This is a genomic window from Enterobacter cloacae complex sp. I3, assembly GCF_014896175.1.
GTDB classification, from domain to species: domain Bacteria; phylum Pseudomonadota; class Gammaproteobacteria; order Enterobacterales; family Enterobacteriaceae; genus Enterobacter; species Enterobacter bugandensis.
Map to the genome: position 1 here is coordinate 111,234 of NZ_JADBQZ010000006.1, position 13,846 is coordinate 125,079.

15 protein-coding genes are annotated in these 13,846 nt (G+C 56.5%); 7 read left to right on the forward strand and 8 right to left on the reverse strand.

Going from position 1 to position 13,846, the window contains the following annotated elements:
- The first annotated feature begins 5 nt into the window (after nt 1–5).
- Nucleotides 6–1,016, forward strand: a complete 1,011-nt coding sequence (mglC, locus tag IM271_RS06160; RefSeq protein ID WP_013097952.1) for a galactose/methyl galactoside ABC transporter permease MglC — start codon at nt 6–8, stop codon at nt 1,014–1,016.
- Nucleotides 1,017–1,065: 49 nt separating this feature from the next.
- Here mglC and IM271_RS06165 read toward each other — a convergent pair whose 3' ends face one another.
- The 6 genes from IM271_RS06165 to IM271_RS06190 all read right to left on the reverse strand — a co-directional run bounded on the left by IM271_RS06165 (nt 1,066) and on the right by IM271_RS06190 (nt 6,418).
- Nucleotides 1,066–2,454 carry a glutamine synthetase family protein gene (locus tag IM271_RS06165; protein WP_193052358.1) on the reverse strand — a complete coding sequence of 463 codons (1,389 nt, stop codon included), beginning with the start codon at nt 2,452–2,454 and terminating at the stop codon, nt 1,066–1,068.
- Nucleotides 2,455–2,575: 121 nt separating this feature from the next.
- Complete coding sequence (sanA, locus tag IM271_RS06170) at nt 2,576–3,295, reverse strand: outer membrane permeability protein SanA (protein WP_028013857.1); 720 nt, start codon at nt 3,293–3,295, stop codon at nt 2,576–2,578.
- Between the two features lie 126 nt (nt 3,296–3,421).
- Nucleotides 3,422–4,306 carry a cytidine deaminase gene (cdd, locus tag IM271_RS06175; RefSeq protein WP_028013856.1) on the reverse strand — a complete coding sequence of 295 codons (885 nt, stop codon included), beginning with the start codon at nt 4,304–4,306 and terminating at the stop codon, nt 3,422–3,424.
- A 129-nt stretch (nt 4,307–4,435) separates the two neighbouring features.
- Complete coding sequence (locus IM271_RS06180; protein ID WP_193052320.1) at nt 4,436–5,131, reverse strand: CidB/LrgB family autolysis modulator; 696 nt, start codon at nt 5,129–5,131, stop codon at nt 4,436–4,438.
- Nucleotides 5,128–5,523 carry a CidA/LrgA family protein gene (locus IM271_RS06185; protein ID WP_047363090.1) on the reverse strand — a complete coding sequence of 132 codons (396 nt, stop codon included), beginning with the start codon at nt 5,521–5,523 and terminating at the stop codon, nt 5,128–5,130. The genes IM271_RS06180 and IM271_RS06185 overlap by 4 nt, the downstream gene beginning before the upstream one ends.
- A 190-nt stretch (nt 5,524–5,713) precedes the next feature.
- Nucleotides 5,714–6,418 (reverse strand): type 1 glutamine amidotransferase, encoded by a 705-nt coding sequence (locus tag IM271_RS06190; protein WP_028013853.1) that lies wholly within the window; start codon nt 6,416–6,418, stop codon nt 5,714–5,716.
- Nucleotides 6,419–6,477: 59 nt separating this feature from the next.
- Between IM271_RS06190 and IM271_RS06195 the strand changes: the two genes are divergently transcribed.
- From IM271_RS06195 to IM271_RS06210, 4 genes are all read left to right on the forward strand, one after another.
- The gene (locus IM271_RS06195; RefSeq protein WP_193052321.1) at nt 6,478–7,275 is read left to right on the forward strand and encodes a helix-turn-helix domain-containing protein; all 798 of its coding nucleotides are present in this window, start codon (nt 6,478–6,480) and stop codon (nt 7,273–7,275) included.
- Between the two features lie 41 nt (nt 7,276–7,316).
- A complete protein-coding gene (gene dusC, locus IM271_RS06200) occupies nt 7,317–8,249 on the forward strand; it encodes a tRNA dihydrouridine(16) synthase DusC (RefSeq protein WP_028013851.1) in 933 nt (310 codons plus the stop codon).
- Nucleotides 8,250–8,401: 152 nt separating this feature from the next.
- Nucleotides 8,402–9,820 (forward strand): multidrug resistance outer membrane protein MdtQ, encoded by a 1,419-nt coding sequence (gene mdtQ / locus IM271_RS06205; RefSeq protein WP_028013850.1) that lies wholly within the window; start codon nt 8,402–8,404, stop codon nt 9,818–9,820.
- 50 nt (nt 9,821–9,870) lie between these two features.
- Entirely contained in the window at nt 9,871–10,635 is a 765-nt protein-coding gene (locus IM271_RS06210; protein ID WP_193052322.1) for an SDR family oxidoreductase, read from the forward strand.
- A 44-nt stretch (nt 10,636–10,679) separates the two neighbouring features.
- Here IM271_RS06210 and IM271_RS06215 read toward each other — a convergent pair whose 3' ends face one another.
- Nucleotides 10,680–11,252, reverse strand: coding sequence for a DedA family protein (locus IM271_RS06215; RefSeq protein ID WP_193052323.1), 573 nt, complete (start codon nt 11,250–11,252; stop codon nt 10,680–10,682).
- A gap of 157 nt (nt 11,253–11,409) precedes the next feature.
- Here IM271_RS06215 and IM271_RS06220 point away from each other — a divergent pair, with 157 nt between their 5' ends.
- Entirely contained in the window at nt 11,410–11,997 is a 588-nt protein-coding gene (locus IM271_RS06220; RefSeq protein ID WP_028013847.1) for a Yip1 family protein, read from the forward strand.
- 167 nt (nt 11,998–12,164) lie between these two features.
- The gene (gene pbpG, locus IM271_RS06225) at nt 12,165–13,088 is read left to right on the forward strand and encodes a D-alanyl-D-alanine endopeptidase (RefSeq protein ID WP_028013846.1); all 924 of its coding nucleotides are present in this window, start codon (nt 12,165–12,167) and stop codon (nt 13,086–13,088) included.
- Nucleotides 13,089–13,184: 96 nt separating this feature from the next.
- Here pbpG and IM271_RS06230 read toward each other — a convergent pair whose 3' ends face one another.
- Nucleotides 13,185–13,739 (reverse strand): GNAT family N-acetyltransferase, encoded by a 555-nt coding sequence (locus IM271_RS06230; RefSeq protein ID WP_028013845.1) that lies wholly within the window; start codon nt 13,737–13,739, stop codon nt 13,185–13,187.
- Between the last annotated feature and the right edge of the window lie 107 nt (nt 13,740–13,846).

The following is a 13,846-nucleotide window of genomic DNA, read 5'->3' on the forward strand; positions in this document are numbered from 1 at the left end:
TCCTCATGAGTGCGTTAAATAAAAAAAGTTTTCTCACTTACCTGAAAGAAGGCGGTATTTACGTTGTTCTTTTAGTCCTGCTGGCCATTATTATTTTCCAGGACCCTACGTTCTTAAGCCTGCTGAACCTGAGTAATATTCTGACCCAGTCCTCCGTGCGTATCATCATTGCGCTGGGCGTGGCGGGCCTTATCGTCACCCAGGGGACGGACCTTTCTGCCGGTCGTCAGGTCGGCCTGGCGGCGGTTATTGCGGCAACCCTGCTGCAGTCGATGGAAAACGCCAACAAGGTGTTCCCGGAGATGGCGACTATGCCGATTTTCGTGGTGATCCTGATTGTCTGCGCCATCGGGGCGGTGATTGGCCTGATCAACGGTATTATCATCGCTTACCTGAACGTGACGCCATTTATCACCACGCTGGGTACGATGATCATCGTTTATGGTATCAACTCCCTGTACTACGACTTTGTGGGCGCGTCGCCGATTTCGGGCTTTGACAGCGGCTTCTCCACCTTCACGCAGGGGTTTATCGCGCTGGGCAGCTTCCGCCTGTCGTACATTACCTTCTATGCGCTGATTGCGGTGGCGTTCGTCTGGATCCTGTGGAACAAAACGCGCTTCGGTAAAAACATCTTCGCTATCGGTGGTAACCCGGAAGCGGCGAAAGTGTCCGGGGTAAACGTTGCCCTGAACCTGCTGATGATTTACGCGCTGTCCGGTGTGTTCTACGCCTTCGGCGGGATGCTGGAAGCAGGCCGTATCGGCTCCGCAACGAACAACCTTGGCTTCATGTACGAGCTGGATGCGATTGCGGCCTGCGTGGTCGGCGGCGTCTCCTTCAGCGGCGGGGTGGGGACCGTGCTCGGCGTGGTCACCGGTGTGATCATCTTTACCGTCATCAACTACGGGTTGACCTACATTGGCGTGAACCCGTACTGGCAGTACATCATCAAGGGCGCCATCATCATCTTCGCGGTGGCGCTGGATTCACTGAAGTACGCCCGTAAGAAGTAATCGTCACTCGCCATACCCGGCCCGCTCACCGAGCGGGCTTTTTTATGGCCTATGCCAGATGGGACTCTTCTTGCGTCACAATGCGCTCAAACCACTCGAGTTCAGAAAGCTTGCAGGCGACCCACTGTTCGGAAAAGGCGTCGCCCAGGCTGTCGGTGAGATACTGACAGCGGGCGAAGGCCTCAATTGCCTCCTGCTGGAACAGCGGGAGTTCCGGTTGGTCCTGCTGCGGTTCCGGGAGTTCCCCCTCGTCGATATGTTCCAGCCCGAACAGCATGCCGGTCAGGATTGTGGCCGCCACCAGATACGGATTCGCATCGGCTCCGGCCAGTCGGTACTCGATACGACGGTTGCTCTCTTCCGAGCAGGGAATGCGCAGGGCAGCGGAGCGGGTGTTATACCCCCACGAGTTAAAGACGGGTTCCGTCAGGTTTTTTCGCAGGCGACGAAACGCGTTGACCCCCGGCGCAAGAATGGCGACGGAGGCGGGCATCAGCGCCAGCTGGCCCGCGATGCACAAGCGCATCATGCTGCTCAGCGCGTTCACCGGCGAGGCAAAAACGTTCTCGCCACGGCTGTTGTTCAGGCTGAAATGGATGTGCAAACCGCTGCCGGAGAGCTGGCTGAAGGGCTTAGCCATAAAGTTAGCCTGAAGACCGTGCTTTTCAGCGACATAGCGGGTCAGGCGGCGCAGGGCCAGCACGTTATCACAGACCTCTACGACGCGCTGGCTGTGCTTCAGGTTTAATTCGTACTGTCCGGACTCGGCTTCCGCTACCACCCCTGACAGCGGGATGCGCTGAAGGTGCGCCAGCTGTTCCAGTTCGTCAAAAAGCGCCGCGTGCGCCGACGAGGTGTCCATGTGAAAACAGCCCTGATTTTGCGGATCGCGATCGCCCTGTCCCGTCAGGTAAAACTCGATTTCCGGGGCAATGACCGGGAAAAGGCCGTGCTGGTGGAAGCGGGCCACGACGTTCTGCAGTATCGCGCGTGGCTCAAGCGGGCAGGGGTTACCGTCGCTATCCTTCATCGTCAGCAGGATCTGCGCGGTATGCTCCGGATCCTGCGGACAGGGACGCAGAGAACCGGCGACCGGGACGCACAGCCGGTCGGGTTCATCATAAACCGGGGCGGCGATTTTTCCCTTCTGATCCATGGAGTAGACGGAAAGCGGAAAATAACAGCCTTTTTCCAGACTCAGCATGCTCTCCACCGTGAGGCGCTTGCCGCGCATCGTGCCGTTGATATCGTTAAGGTAAACGTCAACGTGTTTCGTCTGCGGGTAGCGTTCAAGATAGTCGGCCACTTCCACGGCAATATTGTGCTGCAGGGCGTCAATTTTTTCATCCAGCCAGAGACCAGAATTAAGTGCGCCGGGGAGTGATAAACCGGGGAAGTTAAAATACGGGCGAAGACTTTTGAGGAAAAACGCATTCATTATCGAGTTCATAGTCATTCTTCAATGAAGCCGTAGCGGCAGTGAACTCAGGTTAAAAGAGCTGGCGTAAAGGGGGGATAAAAAGCGTCAGTACCGGCGTAAAGAAAGTATAAAGGCAGGCCTACTTTTTCTCTTTTTTCTGCATATCCAGCAGCTGCTCTGGCGTCACCGCCGGGTAACCCTGCGCGTCTTCCGGCACTTCGTGCATTGCCGGGATCGGCACCAGAGGGCCTAAAAAGCGCGGTTCGCGTTTGAAGATATAGAGATCGGCCAGGGCGCCAAAACGCGCGCCAAACTCGCGGACGCGCACGCTCAGCATATCTTTCGGCGACGGCACCGCGTAGCACTGGGCCTGAATGCCCATGTGCAGGGCGATAAACAGCGCGCGCTCGCAGTGGAAGCGCTGGGTGATGATGATGAAGTCGTTGGTATCGAAGACTTTGCGCGTGCGCACGATGGAGTCGAGGGTGCGGAACCCGGCGTAGTCGAGCACGATATCGGCAGGGTCCACGCCTGCGGCAATCAAATCCTTCCGCATCGTCACCGGCTCGTTATAGCTTTGCAGCGCGTTATCACCGCTCAGCAGCAGGTAGTTTACCTTGCCGCTGTTGTAGGCGTTCAGCGCGCCCTGAATGCGGTAGCGGTAATACTGGTTGATCACCCCGGTGCGGTAATACTTGGCGGTGCCGAGCACCACGCCCACCTGGCGATAGGGGAGATCCTGCAGGTCATCAAAGATGTAGGGAGCGGTTTTCCAGCTCATCCAGCGGTCGAGACCCAGCACGATAAACAGCAGTATGCCGACCAGGACAGACAGGCTGTAAAAAACGCGCTTTAACATGAAGATGGCTCGTTCGTGGATGAAATTTAACTCAGGCTACTTTACCCGCCTGGTTAGCGCAAGAAACAGCGACTCAACTGAGGGGTTTTTCAGCAACGTGGCGGACATTTCTGTCCGCCGGAAGGTTTACGCCAGCAGGACGCGGTCGATCGTCGTGCAGCCTAACGCCTTGAGCGTTGCGGCGGTGGCATCCCACTGAATCAGCGGCGCATCGGCCTTTTCGGCCAGAACGGCACGCTGAATGTCCGGATAATCGTAGCCGTTCAGGCTCAGCAGGTTGAGTGCGCCCTGCAGCGGCGGCAGCGTTGGGTTAAACGCGGCGTTTTCCGCATAGCTGCCGGTGAAGATACGGCCATCGCGGCACTGCAGTGCCACGCCGCTCGGGGAGTTGCTGTACGGGGTGTGGCTCTTGTTCGCCGCGCGTATGGCCGCCTGGTTCAGGTCATCGCCGGACAGGGCGAAACCGTGATCCTGCTCGTCCATCAGCAGCGTTTTAATCTCCAGATCTTTCGGGCCGAAGGCGTCAGGCAGGTAATCGCCCAGCGTGTGCGGCGCGCGGCCCGGCAGGTTAATGCGCAGCTGCAGCCCGCTGTTCAGCTCGTTCATAAACTGGCGGCAGTGGCCGCACGGGGTGTAGTTTACGGTGATGGCGCTCAGGGCTTTCTCACCGCGCAGCCAGGCGTGGCTGATGGCGCTCTGCTCCGCGTGAACGGTCTGCTGCATGGTTGCGCCGAGGAACTCCATGTTCCCGCCGAAGTACCAGGTTCCGCTGACGCCGCGCGCGATGGCGCCGACGTTGAAGTGGGAAAGATCGGCCCGGGCGCAGGCGGCAGCCAGGGGCAGCAGTGCGAAAGCCAGCGCGTCTTCATCCAGCCCGGTTGCCTGTTTAAGCACCGTGACCTGCTCCGCCGTCAGCAGGGCGGGGAAATGTGCGTCTGCCAGAACGGGAGCGAGGGCTGACTGCAAATTCTCTGCAAGCTGAGCGAAGGCAGCTTGAAAACGTGGGTGCATGGCGTTTGCCTCATAAAGGTTAATGGATCGGTAGTTTACGGAGCCGCAAGGCCTTTATATGTGATCCACTTCTCATTATGTATGCAACTTATGAAATCAAAATGAAATTTGCGCGACGCATCGCAAATTTTAGCCCATCACCGCCAGAATCAGCGGGAAAATGAACGGGGCGAGCAGGGAGGTGATAATCCCGGAGATCACCAGCGCAAGCGAGCTAAACGCCCCTTCCTGATAGTCCAGCTCCGCGCAGCGGGCGGTACCCAGCGCGTGCGAGGCGGTGCCCATCGACAGCCCGCGCGCTGCTTTGGTGTGAATACGCATCCCGTTCAGCAGAGTGTGGCCAAACACCGCGCCGAGAATACCGACGAAAATCACGCACATCGCGCTGATGGCCGGAATACCGCCGAGGCTGCCGCCTACCGCCATCGCGATAGGCGTGGTCACTGATTTAGGCAGGATAGAGGCGGCAATTTGCGGGGAGGCCCCCATCAACAGCGCCACCGACGTGCCGGTAATCATCGCCACCAGGCTTCCCACAAAACAGATAGTAATGATGGACTTCCACCGTGCGCGGATCTGGTGCAGCTGCTCATATAAAGGAAAGGCAAGCGCGACAACGGCGGGCTGCAGGAGGTCGTTTAAAATTTTGCTGCCCGCAAAGTAACGCTCATAAGGAATGCCGGTGAGCAGCAGGAAGGGAATAATCACCACCATCGCCACCAGCAGGGGGTTCAGCAAGGGCATTTTAAATCGTGCGGCAAGCTTGCGCGCGGCGAAGAATACCAGCAGGGTTAACGGCAGTGACCACCAGATATTAGCCATCATTTTTTTGTTTTCTCCCCGACCACGTTACGTTCTCCATGTACCAGATGAGAACTCCAGCTCACCACCAGGAAAACCACCAGCGTGCTGACCGCGCAGGAAACGACAATCGGGCCGAACTGCGCCTTGAGCAAATCAAAATACTGCATGACGCCCACGCCGATAGGCACGAACAGCAGCGCCATGTAGCGGATAAGAATGAAGCAGCCTGGATTAACCCACTTTGCAGGCAGAATTTGCAGCGCCAGTAAAACGAAGAGGATCAGCATACCGATAATGCTGCCGGGAATGGTGATGGGCAGCAGCGACGCGATGAAAATGCCGGCATACAGGCAGGCGTAAATCAGGACGAATGCGCGCAGATATTGCCAGATAATGTTCAATGATTTGCTCATGGTGATAGTCCTTGCTGAAACGCATTCATCATACAATTAAACCTAAAAATGTGCCACGGATCACATCATGAATTTTGAGCATACCAGACATTCCGGAATGGAACGTCCGGTATCACCTTACTGGTGCAGGCTACAGTTTAGAGGAAAGGGATTGCGCTGGCGAAGTCACGCGCCAGAGAAGGTATCAGCGTCAGGCGGTCAGTTTATCGAGAAAAGAAAACAGCACCTGGTTCATTTCGCGATAATCATGCGAGCGGAGTTTTTCCGCCGTTTCGACAAAACGGAATTCACCCGCACGGCGGAGGTCATTCTGCGAATGCTCAATCAGCAACTCTACCACCTCCGGCGTCAGCTCCATATGGCACTGGAAACCGTAAACCCGTTCGCTGTATTGCACGATCTGGCGGGGACAGCCCTCGCTGTAAGCCAGAACCTTAGCCTGCGGCGTCAACCCAGGCATATCGTTATGCCAGTGACCGACGTTCAGCACGCTGCCAAAGTCCTCAAACAGCGGGTTCGCCTTGCCTGCATCTGTGAGCCTGACGGGAAATTTGCCGATCTCTTTTTCCGGGCTGTGGCAAAACGCTGCGCCCAGCGCTTCGCCGATAAGCTGTGAGCCCAGACAAACGCCTATCACCGTTTTACCTGCCTCTATCGCGCGGCTGATGAGTGCCTTTTCCGCCTGCGCATCAAACCAGGGGCATTCCTCAAGCGTGGTGGCGGGGGATTGCGGGCCTCCCATGATGATAAGCAGGTCTGTGCCCCCCAGTTCCTCAGGTAAAGGTTCGCCCTGATACACTCTGGTGTAGCTCAGACTGCAGCCGCGACTTTTCCCCCAGATTTCATAGGCGCCTGGCGCCTCGAAATGTTCATGAATAATAAAATGGATGTGCATTGCGTCTCTCTCTGGTTACGTGTACAAGCAGCATCATAAGAGGAAGGGGGGAATGTGAAATGCCAACCGTTATCGATAAAACGCCAATTCACGACGATGCTATCGGATGGTCAAGAGGGGCAATTCGCTATACGCGCGGCGAAGTCGATCCGCCTCACCAGCATTCGCAGGGACAACTTTTGTTTGCCATTAAGGGGGTTATGCTGGTTGAAACCGGCAGCAAACGCTGGGTCATACCGCCGCAGCGCGCGCTGTGGATCCCTCCCTTTCAGGAGCATACCTACAGCGTGTTATCCGCAACGGAGCTTCGCGCGGTCTGGTTTAGCCCGGCACTGATTTCGCAATGCGAACCTTTTAAGCGGAAAGACGAGGTTCACGTGATTATGGCCACAGCGTTGTTCAAAGAGCTGATTGCCGGGCTGTTCAGCGCGAAATACCGGCCGGCAAGCCAGCGCAGCATGGCCGTTTTGCTGCTCGACATCCTCAGCGAGACGCAGCAGATTTCTGCCGAACTGCCGATGCCCGTGGATGAGCGCTTACATCGCGTGGCCTGTGACATCATTGCCAACAATCTCTGGGATCTCTCTCTGGAAAGGCTGGCGGAACGGGCCGCGATGTCTGAACGCACATTTTCACGTGCGTTTATCAACGATACCGGCTTTAGCTTCCGGGCCTGGCGACAGCGCGCAAGGATTTGTGCCTCGCTGGATCTCCTCGCCAACGGATACCCGGTTAAGCAGGTGGCCTGGATGCTGGGGTTTTCCGGCCCGGCGGCATTTGCGGCGGCGTTTCGCGCAATTGTTGGGGCAACGCCGGGTGACTTTCTGCCTGAACAGAAGCGCTTCCCAGCGATATAGAGAGCGGCTACTATAGCGCGTCTTTTTTCACAGGTACTGCTATGCGTGTTTTACTGGCCCCAATGGAAGGCGTACTCGACTCCCTCGTGCGCGAGCTTCTGACCGAGGTGAACGATTACGATCTCTGCGTAACGGAGTTTTTACGCGTGGTCGATATGTTGCTGCCAGAAAAGTCATTCTATCGTCTCTGCCCTGAACTGCATCGCCAGAGCCGGACCCCTTCCGGCACGCTGGTGCGTATTCAGCTGCTTGGCCAGTATCCTGAATGGCTGGCGGAAAATGCCGCCCGCGCGGTAGCGCTTGGCTCTTACGGGGTGGATCTGAACTGCGGCTGTCCGTCGAAGCTGGTGAACGGCAGCGGCGGCGGAGCGACGTTGCTGAAAGATCCTGAGCTGATTTACCGCGGCGCGAAAGCCATGCGTGAGGCCGTGCCCTCGCATTTGCCGGTGACGGTTAAGGTGCGCCTGGGGTGGGACAGCGACGCCCGACAGTTTGAAATTGCCGATGCGGTGCAGCAGGCCGGGGCCACCGAGCTGGTGGTGCATGGCCGCACTAAAGAAGACGGCTACAAAGCCGAGCGCATTAACTGGCAGGCGATTGGTGAGATCCGCAAACGACTTACTATTCCGGTGATCGCCAATGGCGAAATCTGGGATTACGAGAGCGCGCAGGCGTGCCTGAAAGCCACCGGCTGCGATGCGGTGATGATTGGCCGCGGTGCGCTGAACGTGCCGAACCTCAGCCGGGTGGTGAAATATAACGAACCGCGGATGCCGTGGGCAGACGTCGTCACGCTGCTGCAAAAATACAGCCGTCTGGAGAAGCAGGGCGACACCGGTTTGTATCACGTCGCGCGAATTAAACAGTGGCTGAGTTATTTACGCAAAGAGTACAGCGAAGCGCTGGGATTATTTCAGGAGATCCGCACGCTGCAAACGTCGGCTGATATTGCGCGAGTTATACAGTCAAAATAAACGGCAATTATATTTAAAAATAAATAATTCACTCGGTGAATATTTTGCCGAGTATGTAAGTGTATGACAATTTGCGGATTGCCACGCGTTACTAAAAAATAGCGCGTCATCAAGCGTAAGTTGCGCCTTTATTTTTTTGAGTGCATGGCGTAATGAAACGTTTTCTTATTTTATCTCTGAGTGCTCCCCTTGTTTTTATGCTGGCTGCCTGCGCACCGGAACATTCCACGGTGTCGCCAATTCAAACGCAAACGACAGCCGCGTCCGTTAATACCCAACTTCGTCATGCGGACTGGCCGAAAAATGAATGGTGGAAAGAATATAACGACCCGCAGTTAAATTCGCTTATTGCCAAAGCCATAGCGGATGCGCCCGATATGCAAATTGCCCGGCAGCGCATTACGCTTGCCGAAGCGCAGGCCAGAGCCGCTATCGCAGCCGATGGCCCACAAATGGATTTTTCAGCGGATGTTGAACGGCAAAAAATGTCGGCAGAGGGGCTGATGGGGCCGTTTGCCCTTACCGACCCGGCGGCGGGCACCACCGGCCCATGGTATACCAACGGCACCTTTGGCCTGACGGCGGGCTGGGATCTCGATTTGTGGGGCAAAAACCGCGCCCGGATTGCAGCGCGTATCGGTAAAGTGAATGCGCAAAAAGCGGAGCTGGAGCAGACCCGCCAGCTGCTTTCAACCAGCGTTGCGCGTCTTTACTGGGCGTGGCAGACCCAGGCCGAAGCAGGGGAAGTTCTTACCCGGATTAAACAGGAGCAGGAAAATATTATCGACGCCGATCGCGAACTGTATCAACACGGTATTACCTCCTCGGTGGAGGGCGTCGAAACCGATATACACGCCAGTAAGACTAATGAACAGCTGGCCGACGTAAAGGGCAAAATGAAGGCCATTGAAGCGCGTCTGGATGCGCTGACCGGCACCCCGGCGACACACCTTACGCGCCACCCGTTGCCTGCAGCAGAAGCCTCGTTACCGTCGACGCTCGGCTATGAACTGCTGGCTCGCCGACCGGATCTGCAGGAAGCGCACTGGTATATCGAAGCCTCCATGAGCGAGGTGGAAGCCGCCAGAGCGGCGTTTTATCCTGACGTGAACCTGATGGCGTTCTTACAGCAGGATGCCCTGCACCTGAGCGATCTGTTCCGCTCTTCAGCCCAGCAGATGGGCGTGACTGCCGGACTGACGCTGCCGATCTTCGACAGCGGCAGGCTGAACGCTAATCTGGATATCGCCCAGGCGCAGAATAACCTCTCGGTCGCGAACTACAACAAAGCGGTGGTGGAGGCGGTCAATCAGGTGGCGCGTACGGCAAGCGAAGTTGAAACCCTGACGGCAAAAAATCGTCACCAGCAGCAGATCGAAAAAGACGCGGCGCGCGTGGTGGCGCTGGCGCAGGCGCGTTTTAGCGCAGGTATTATTGCCGGTTCGCGGGTCAGCGAAGCCAGAATCCCGGCACTGAAAGAGCATCTCGAAGGCGTCATGTTGAAAGGCCAGTATCTCGACGCCACGCTGCAGCTGACGTCAGCGCTGGGCGGCGGCTATCATCATGGCTAAACAGGGCCATTATCTATACTTACCTCTTTGCAGTTTTTCAGGAGGTGAGTATGAACAGAGTAGCGATTGTAACCGCATCGGATTCCGGGATCGGTAAAACCACGGCGCTGATGCTGGCAGAGCGCGGGTTTGATATTGGCGTCACCTGGCATTCGGATGAAAAAGGGGCGCTGGAAACCTGCCGTGAAGTTGAAGCGCGTGGGCAGCGTGCAGAGGCTATCCATCTTGATTTAAGCACGCTCCCGGACGGCGCTGAAGCCATTGAAACGCTGATTGCACGTTTCGGCCGGCTGGACGTGCTGGTTAACAATGCCGGAGCGATGATCAAAGCGCCATTTCTTGAGATGGCGTTTGACGACTGGCGGAACATTTTTACCGTCGACGTGGACGGCGCGTTTCTCTGCTCGCAGATTGCGGCACGGCAGATGGTGAAGCAGGGGAAAGGGGGGCGGATTGTGAACATCACCTCGGTGCATGAGCACACGCCGCTGCCTGATGCCAGCGCTTACACGGCTGCGAAACATGCGCTCGGCGGCTTAACCAAATCGATGGCGATGGAGCTGGTGAAGCACAAGATTCTGGTGAACGCCGTCGCGCCGGGGGCCATTGCCACGCCGATGAACGATATGGACGACAGCGAAGTGAAGGAAGGGTCAATGCCGGAAATCCCGCTGGCAAGGCCGGGCCACACCAAAGAAATCGCCAGCCTGGTGGCGTGGCTGTGTGACAGCGACGCCAGCTATACCACAGGGCAATCGTTTATCGTCGACGGGGGCTTTATGCTGGCGAATCCGCAGTTTAAGCCGGAAGGGTAACAGGTTTCCCCTCTCCCCAAAGGGGTGAGGGGCACCAGGCTGACTCACTCCTCATCCCGCTTCTTCTCTCTGTGCCGCATCCACAGCCTGACCCCAATCACCGCCACAACCACCAGAATCAACCACGCCCAGTGCTTCAGGTGTTGGTCAAGGTTATGCAGCCACGGGCCAATCACTTCGCCACCCACGTAACCAAGCGTCGTGAAGATCAGCGCCCAGGCTATCGCGCCAACAATATTCAGCGGCAGGAAAATTTTTGGCGGCAGGCGGCTGGCACCAATCAGTATCGGTCCGATAATCCTGAAGCCGTACATAAAGCGGGTGCCTATGACGAACAGATAAGGGTGACGCTGGATCAGGCGCTGCGCGCGGTTGATTTTCTTTTTGTGTTTAACGAAACGCTTGAGCAGCGCCGGGCCAAAGCGTAGCCCCAGGAAGTAGAGCAGCTGATCGCCAATCATGCCGCCCAGCGCGACCGCAGCGACGACCAGCGGAAACTTCAGTAAGCCCTGATGCGCGGCGACGCCGCCCAGCAGCGTGATGGTTTCACCTTCCGCCACGCTGCCGATGACCAGCGCGGCATATCCATATTGTTCAATGAGTGCGTTAATATCCATTACGTAACGGTTATCTCCCTCTGCGTACCTCGTTTAATCATATACCTCATGAATCAACCGCGCGGCAATCAACGGAAATTTCCCACTGTACATAAAATAATCTAAAGCCTGCATTATACTTAAGGTATCGCTGACGGGCCGACAACAAGGGGGCGCTATGAACCATGTCTGGGGACTTTTCTCCCATCCCGATCGTGAAATGCATGTCATCAAAAGTGAGAACGAAACGGTCTCGCATCATTACACCCACCATGTGCTGCTGATGGCCGCGGTGCCGGTAATATGCGCGTTTATTGGCACAACACAAATCGGCTGGAACTTCGGTGACGGTACCGTGGTTCAGCTCTCCTGGTTTACCGGGCTTTATCTGGCCATTCTCTTTTATGGCCTGATGCTGGCAGGGGTGGCGGTCATGGGGCGCGTCATTCACTGGATGGCGCGTAACTACCCACAGCGCCCATCGCTGGCACACTGTATGGTCTTCGCCGGATACGTCGCGACCCCGCTGTTCTTAAGCGGTATTGTTGCGCTCTATCCACTGGTCTGGCTGTGCGCGCTGATCGGTACTGTTGCGCTCTTTTACACCGGTTATCTGCTGTATCTGGGCGTTCCAACCTTCCTGAATATCAATAAAGAAGAGGGCCTGAGCTTCTCCGGTTCCACGCTTGCCATCGGGGTGCTGGTACTGGAGGTGTTACTGGCACTGACGGTTATTCTCTGGGGTTATGGATACCGTCTCTTCTAAGCTCACTGCATTGCTGGCGTAAATGCCAGCAATGCAGCATCTGTTCACGATTATCCGCTGGCGACAAAGCACGGTGACCGCTATGATGCCGAAGCCAGCCTGTGTTTATCCGTCGACACAGGCGGTGTACGTCATTACGTGCGTGAATAATTATCAGAAGTCTCACCATGCTGAAATTTCGTGTCTCCTTACTTAGCCTGGCGCTGCTGCTGGGCGCGTCCGCTGCCGTGCCAGCCGTCGCCAAAACGCCCGCGGTGACCACCGCTGCTGCTCAGCCGCAAATTGCGTCCGGCAGCGCGATGATTGTTGATCTCAACACCAATAAGGTGATTTACGCCAGCCACCCGGACCTGGTGCGCCCGATCGCCTCAATAACCAAATTAATGACCGCGATGGTGGTGCTTGATGCTCGCCTGCCGCTGGACGAAAAGCTGAAAGTGGATATCAGCCACACGCCGGAGATGAAAGGGATCTACTCTCGCGTGCGCCTGAACAGTGAAATCAGCCGTAAAAATATGCTGCTGCTGGCGCTGATGTCGTCCGAAAACCGTGCGGCGGCAAGTCTGGCGCACCACTATCCTGGCGGTTACGATGCCTTTATCCGCGCGATGAACGCCAAAGCCAAAGCGCTGGGGATGAGCAATACTCATTTTGTTGAACCGACGGGTCTGTCGATTAACAACGTCTCCACGGCCCGCGATCTGACGAAACTACTGATTGCCAGCAAGCAGTACCCGCTGCTCGGCCAGCTCAGCACCACGCGTGAGGACATGGCGACATTCTCGAATCCGTCTTACACGCTGCCGTTTCGCAACACGAACCATCTGGTGTACCGCGAGAACTGGAATATTCAGTTAACCAAAACCGGGTTTACCAATGCGGCAGGCCACTGCCTGGTGATGCGCACCGTGTTTAACGGTAAGCCGGTGGCGCTGGTGGTGATGGATGCCTTCGGGAAATATACCCACTTCGCGGATGCGAGCCGCCTGCGGACCTGGATTGAGACCGGGAAAGTGCAGCCCGTTCCGGCTGCGGCATTGACCTATAAAAAGCAGAAAGCGGAGCAGATGGCGACGGCGCAAAACGATTAGGTAAAAGCAAAACGGTAACATGCGTTACCGTTTTTTATGTTTTCTCCCTCTCCCTGTGGGAGAGGGCCGGGGTGAGAGCACCAGACCGCACTGCGTTTATTCCGGCAGCGTCCAGTCACCGTCGTTGAGCGGGCGCTGCATTATCACCGTATCCCGCCAGTCGCCTTTCTTATACCCCACGCTGCGAAGCTGACCGACAATCTCAAAGCCGTGTTTTTTATGCAGCCGTAACGAGCCGGAATTATTATTGCCATCGCCCACAACGGCAATCATCTGCCGCCACGGGCCCTGCTCGCAGCGCGCGATCAGCGCGTTCATTAACGCGGTGCCAAAACCGCGTCCGGTGATGCTGGCATCCACGTAAATCGACTCTTCCAGAGTATAGCGATAGGCCTGACGCGGTCGGTAAGGGGTGGCGTAACAATAGCCCACCACGATGCCGCGATACAGCGCGATGAGCCACGGTAAACCGTTCTCGGCCACGCTTTTCATGCGCTGACGCATTTCGTCGATGGTGGGGGGAACTTCTTCGAATGACGCGCGTCCGTGAAGCACATGCCAGGCATAGATGGCGGCGATGGCATGCACATCATCGGGAAGGGCGTCGCGCACTTCCAGTTCGGTTTCGGATAAAACATCAACAGCCGACATGATGCGCCTGCTCCTCGTTATAGAATGCCGGAGAAACATTTCTCCGGCGACAGACCGCTACTCTATTACGATTAAGGCGCGCTAAACAATCTCTCAAATTTGGCTGT

Coding starts and splice junctions, on each gene's coding strand:
- mglC (WP_013097952.1), top strand. CDS start 6: ATGAGTGCGTTAAATAAAAAAAGTTTTCTCACTTACCTGAAAGAAGGC.
- IM271_RS06220 (WP_028013847.1), top strand. CDS start 11,410: ATGAACCATGTCTGGGGACTTTTCTCCCATCCCGATCGTGAAATGCAT.
- IM271_RS06165 (WP_193052358.1), bottom strand. CDS start 2,454: ATGAATGCGTTTTTCCTCAAAAGTCTTCGCCCGTATTTTAACTTCCCC.
- IM271_RS06195 (WP_193052321.1), top strand. CDS start 6,478: ATGCCAACCGTTATCGATAAAACGCCAATTCACGACGATGCTATCGGA.
- mdtQ (WP_028013850.1), top strand. CDS start 8,402: ATGAAACGTTTTCTTATTTTATCTCTGAGTGCTCCCCTTGTTTTTATG.
- dusC (WP_028013851.1), top strand. CDS start 7,317: ATGCGTGTTTTACTGGCCCCAATGGAAGGCGTACTCGACTCCCTCGTG.
- sanA (WP_028013857.1), bottom strand. CDS start 3,295: ATGTTAAAGCGCGTTTTTTACAGCCTGTCTGTCCTGGTCGGCATACTG.
- IM271_RS06215 (WP_193052323.1), bottom strand. CDS start 11,252: ATGGATATTAACGCACTCATTGAACAATATGGATATGCCGCGCTGGTC.
- IM271_RS06190 (WP_028013853.1), bottom strand. CDS start 6,418: ATGCACATCCATTTTATTATTCATGAACATTTCGAGGCGCCAGGCGCC.
- cdd (WP_028013856.1), bottom strand. CDS start 4,306: ATGCACCCACGTTTTCAAGCTGCCTTCGCTCAGCTTGCAGAGAATTTG.
- IM271_RS06180 (WP_193052320.1), bottom strand. CDS start 5,131: ATGATGGCTAATATCTGGTGGTCACTGCCGTTAACCCTGCTGGTATTC.
- pbpG (WP_028013846.1), top strand. CDS start 12,165: ATGCTGAAATTTCGTGTCTCCTTACTTAGCCTGGCGCTGCTGCTGGGC.
- IM271_RS06230 (WP_028013845.1), bottom strand. CDS start 13,739: ATGTCGGCTGTTGATGTTTTATCCGAAACCGAACTGGAAGTGCGCGAC.
- IM271_RS06185 (WP_047363090.1), bottom strand. CDS start 5,523: ATGAGCAAATCATTGAACATTATCTGGCAATATCTGCGCGCATTCGTC.
- IM271_RS06210 (WP_193052322.1), top strand. CDS start 9,871: ATGAACAGAGTAGCGATTGTAACCGCATCGGATTCCGGGATCGGTAAA.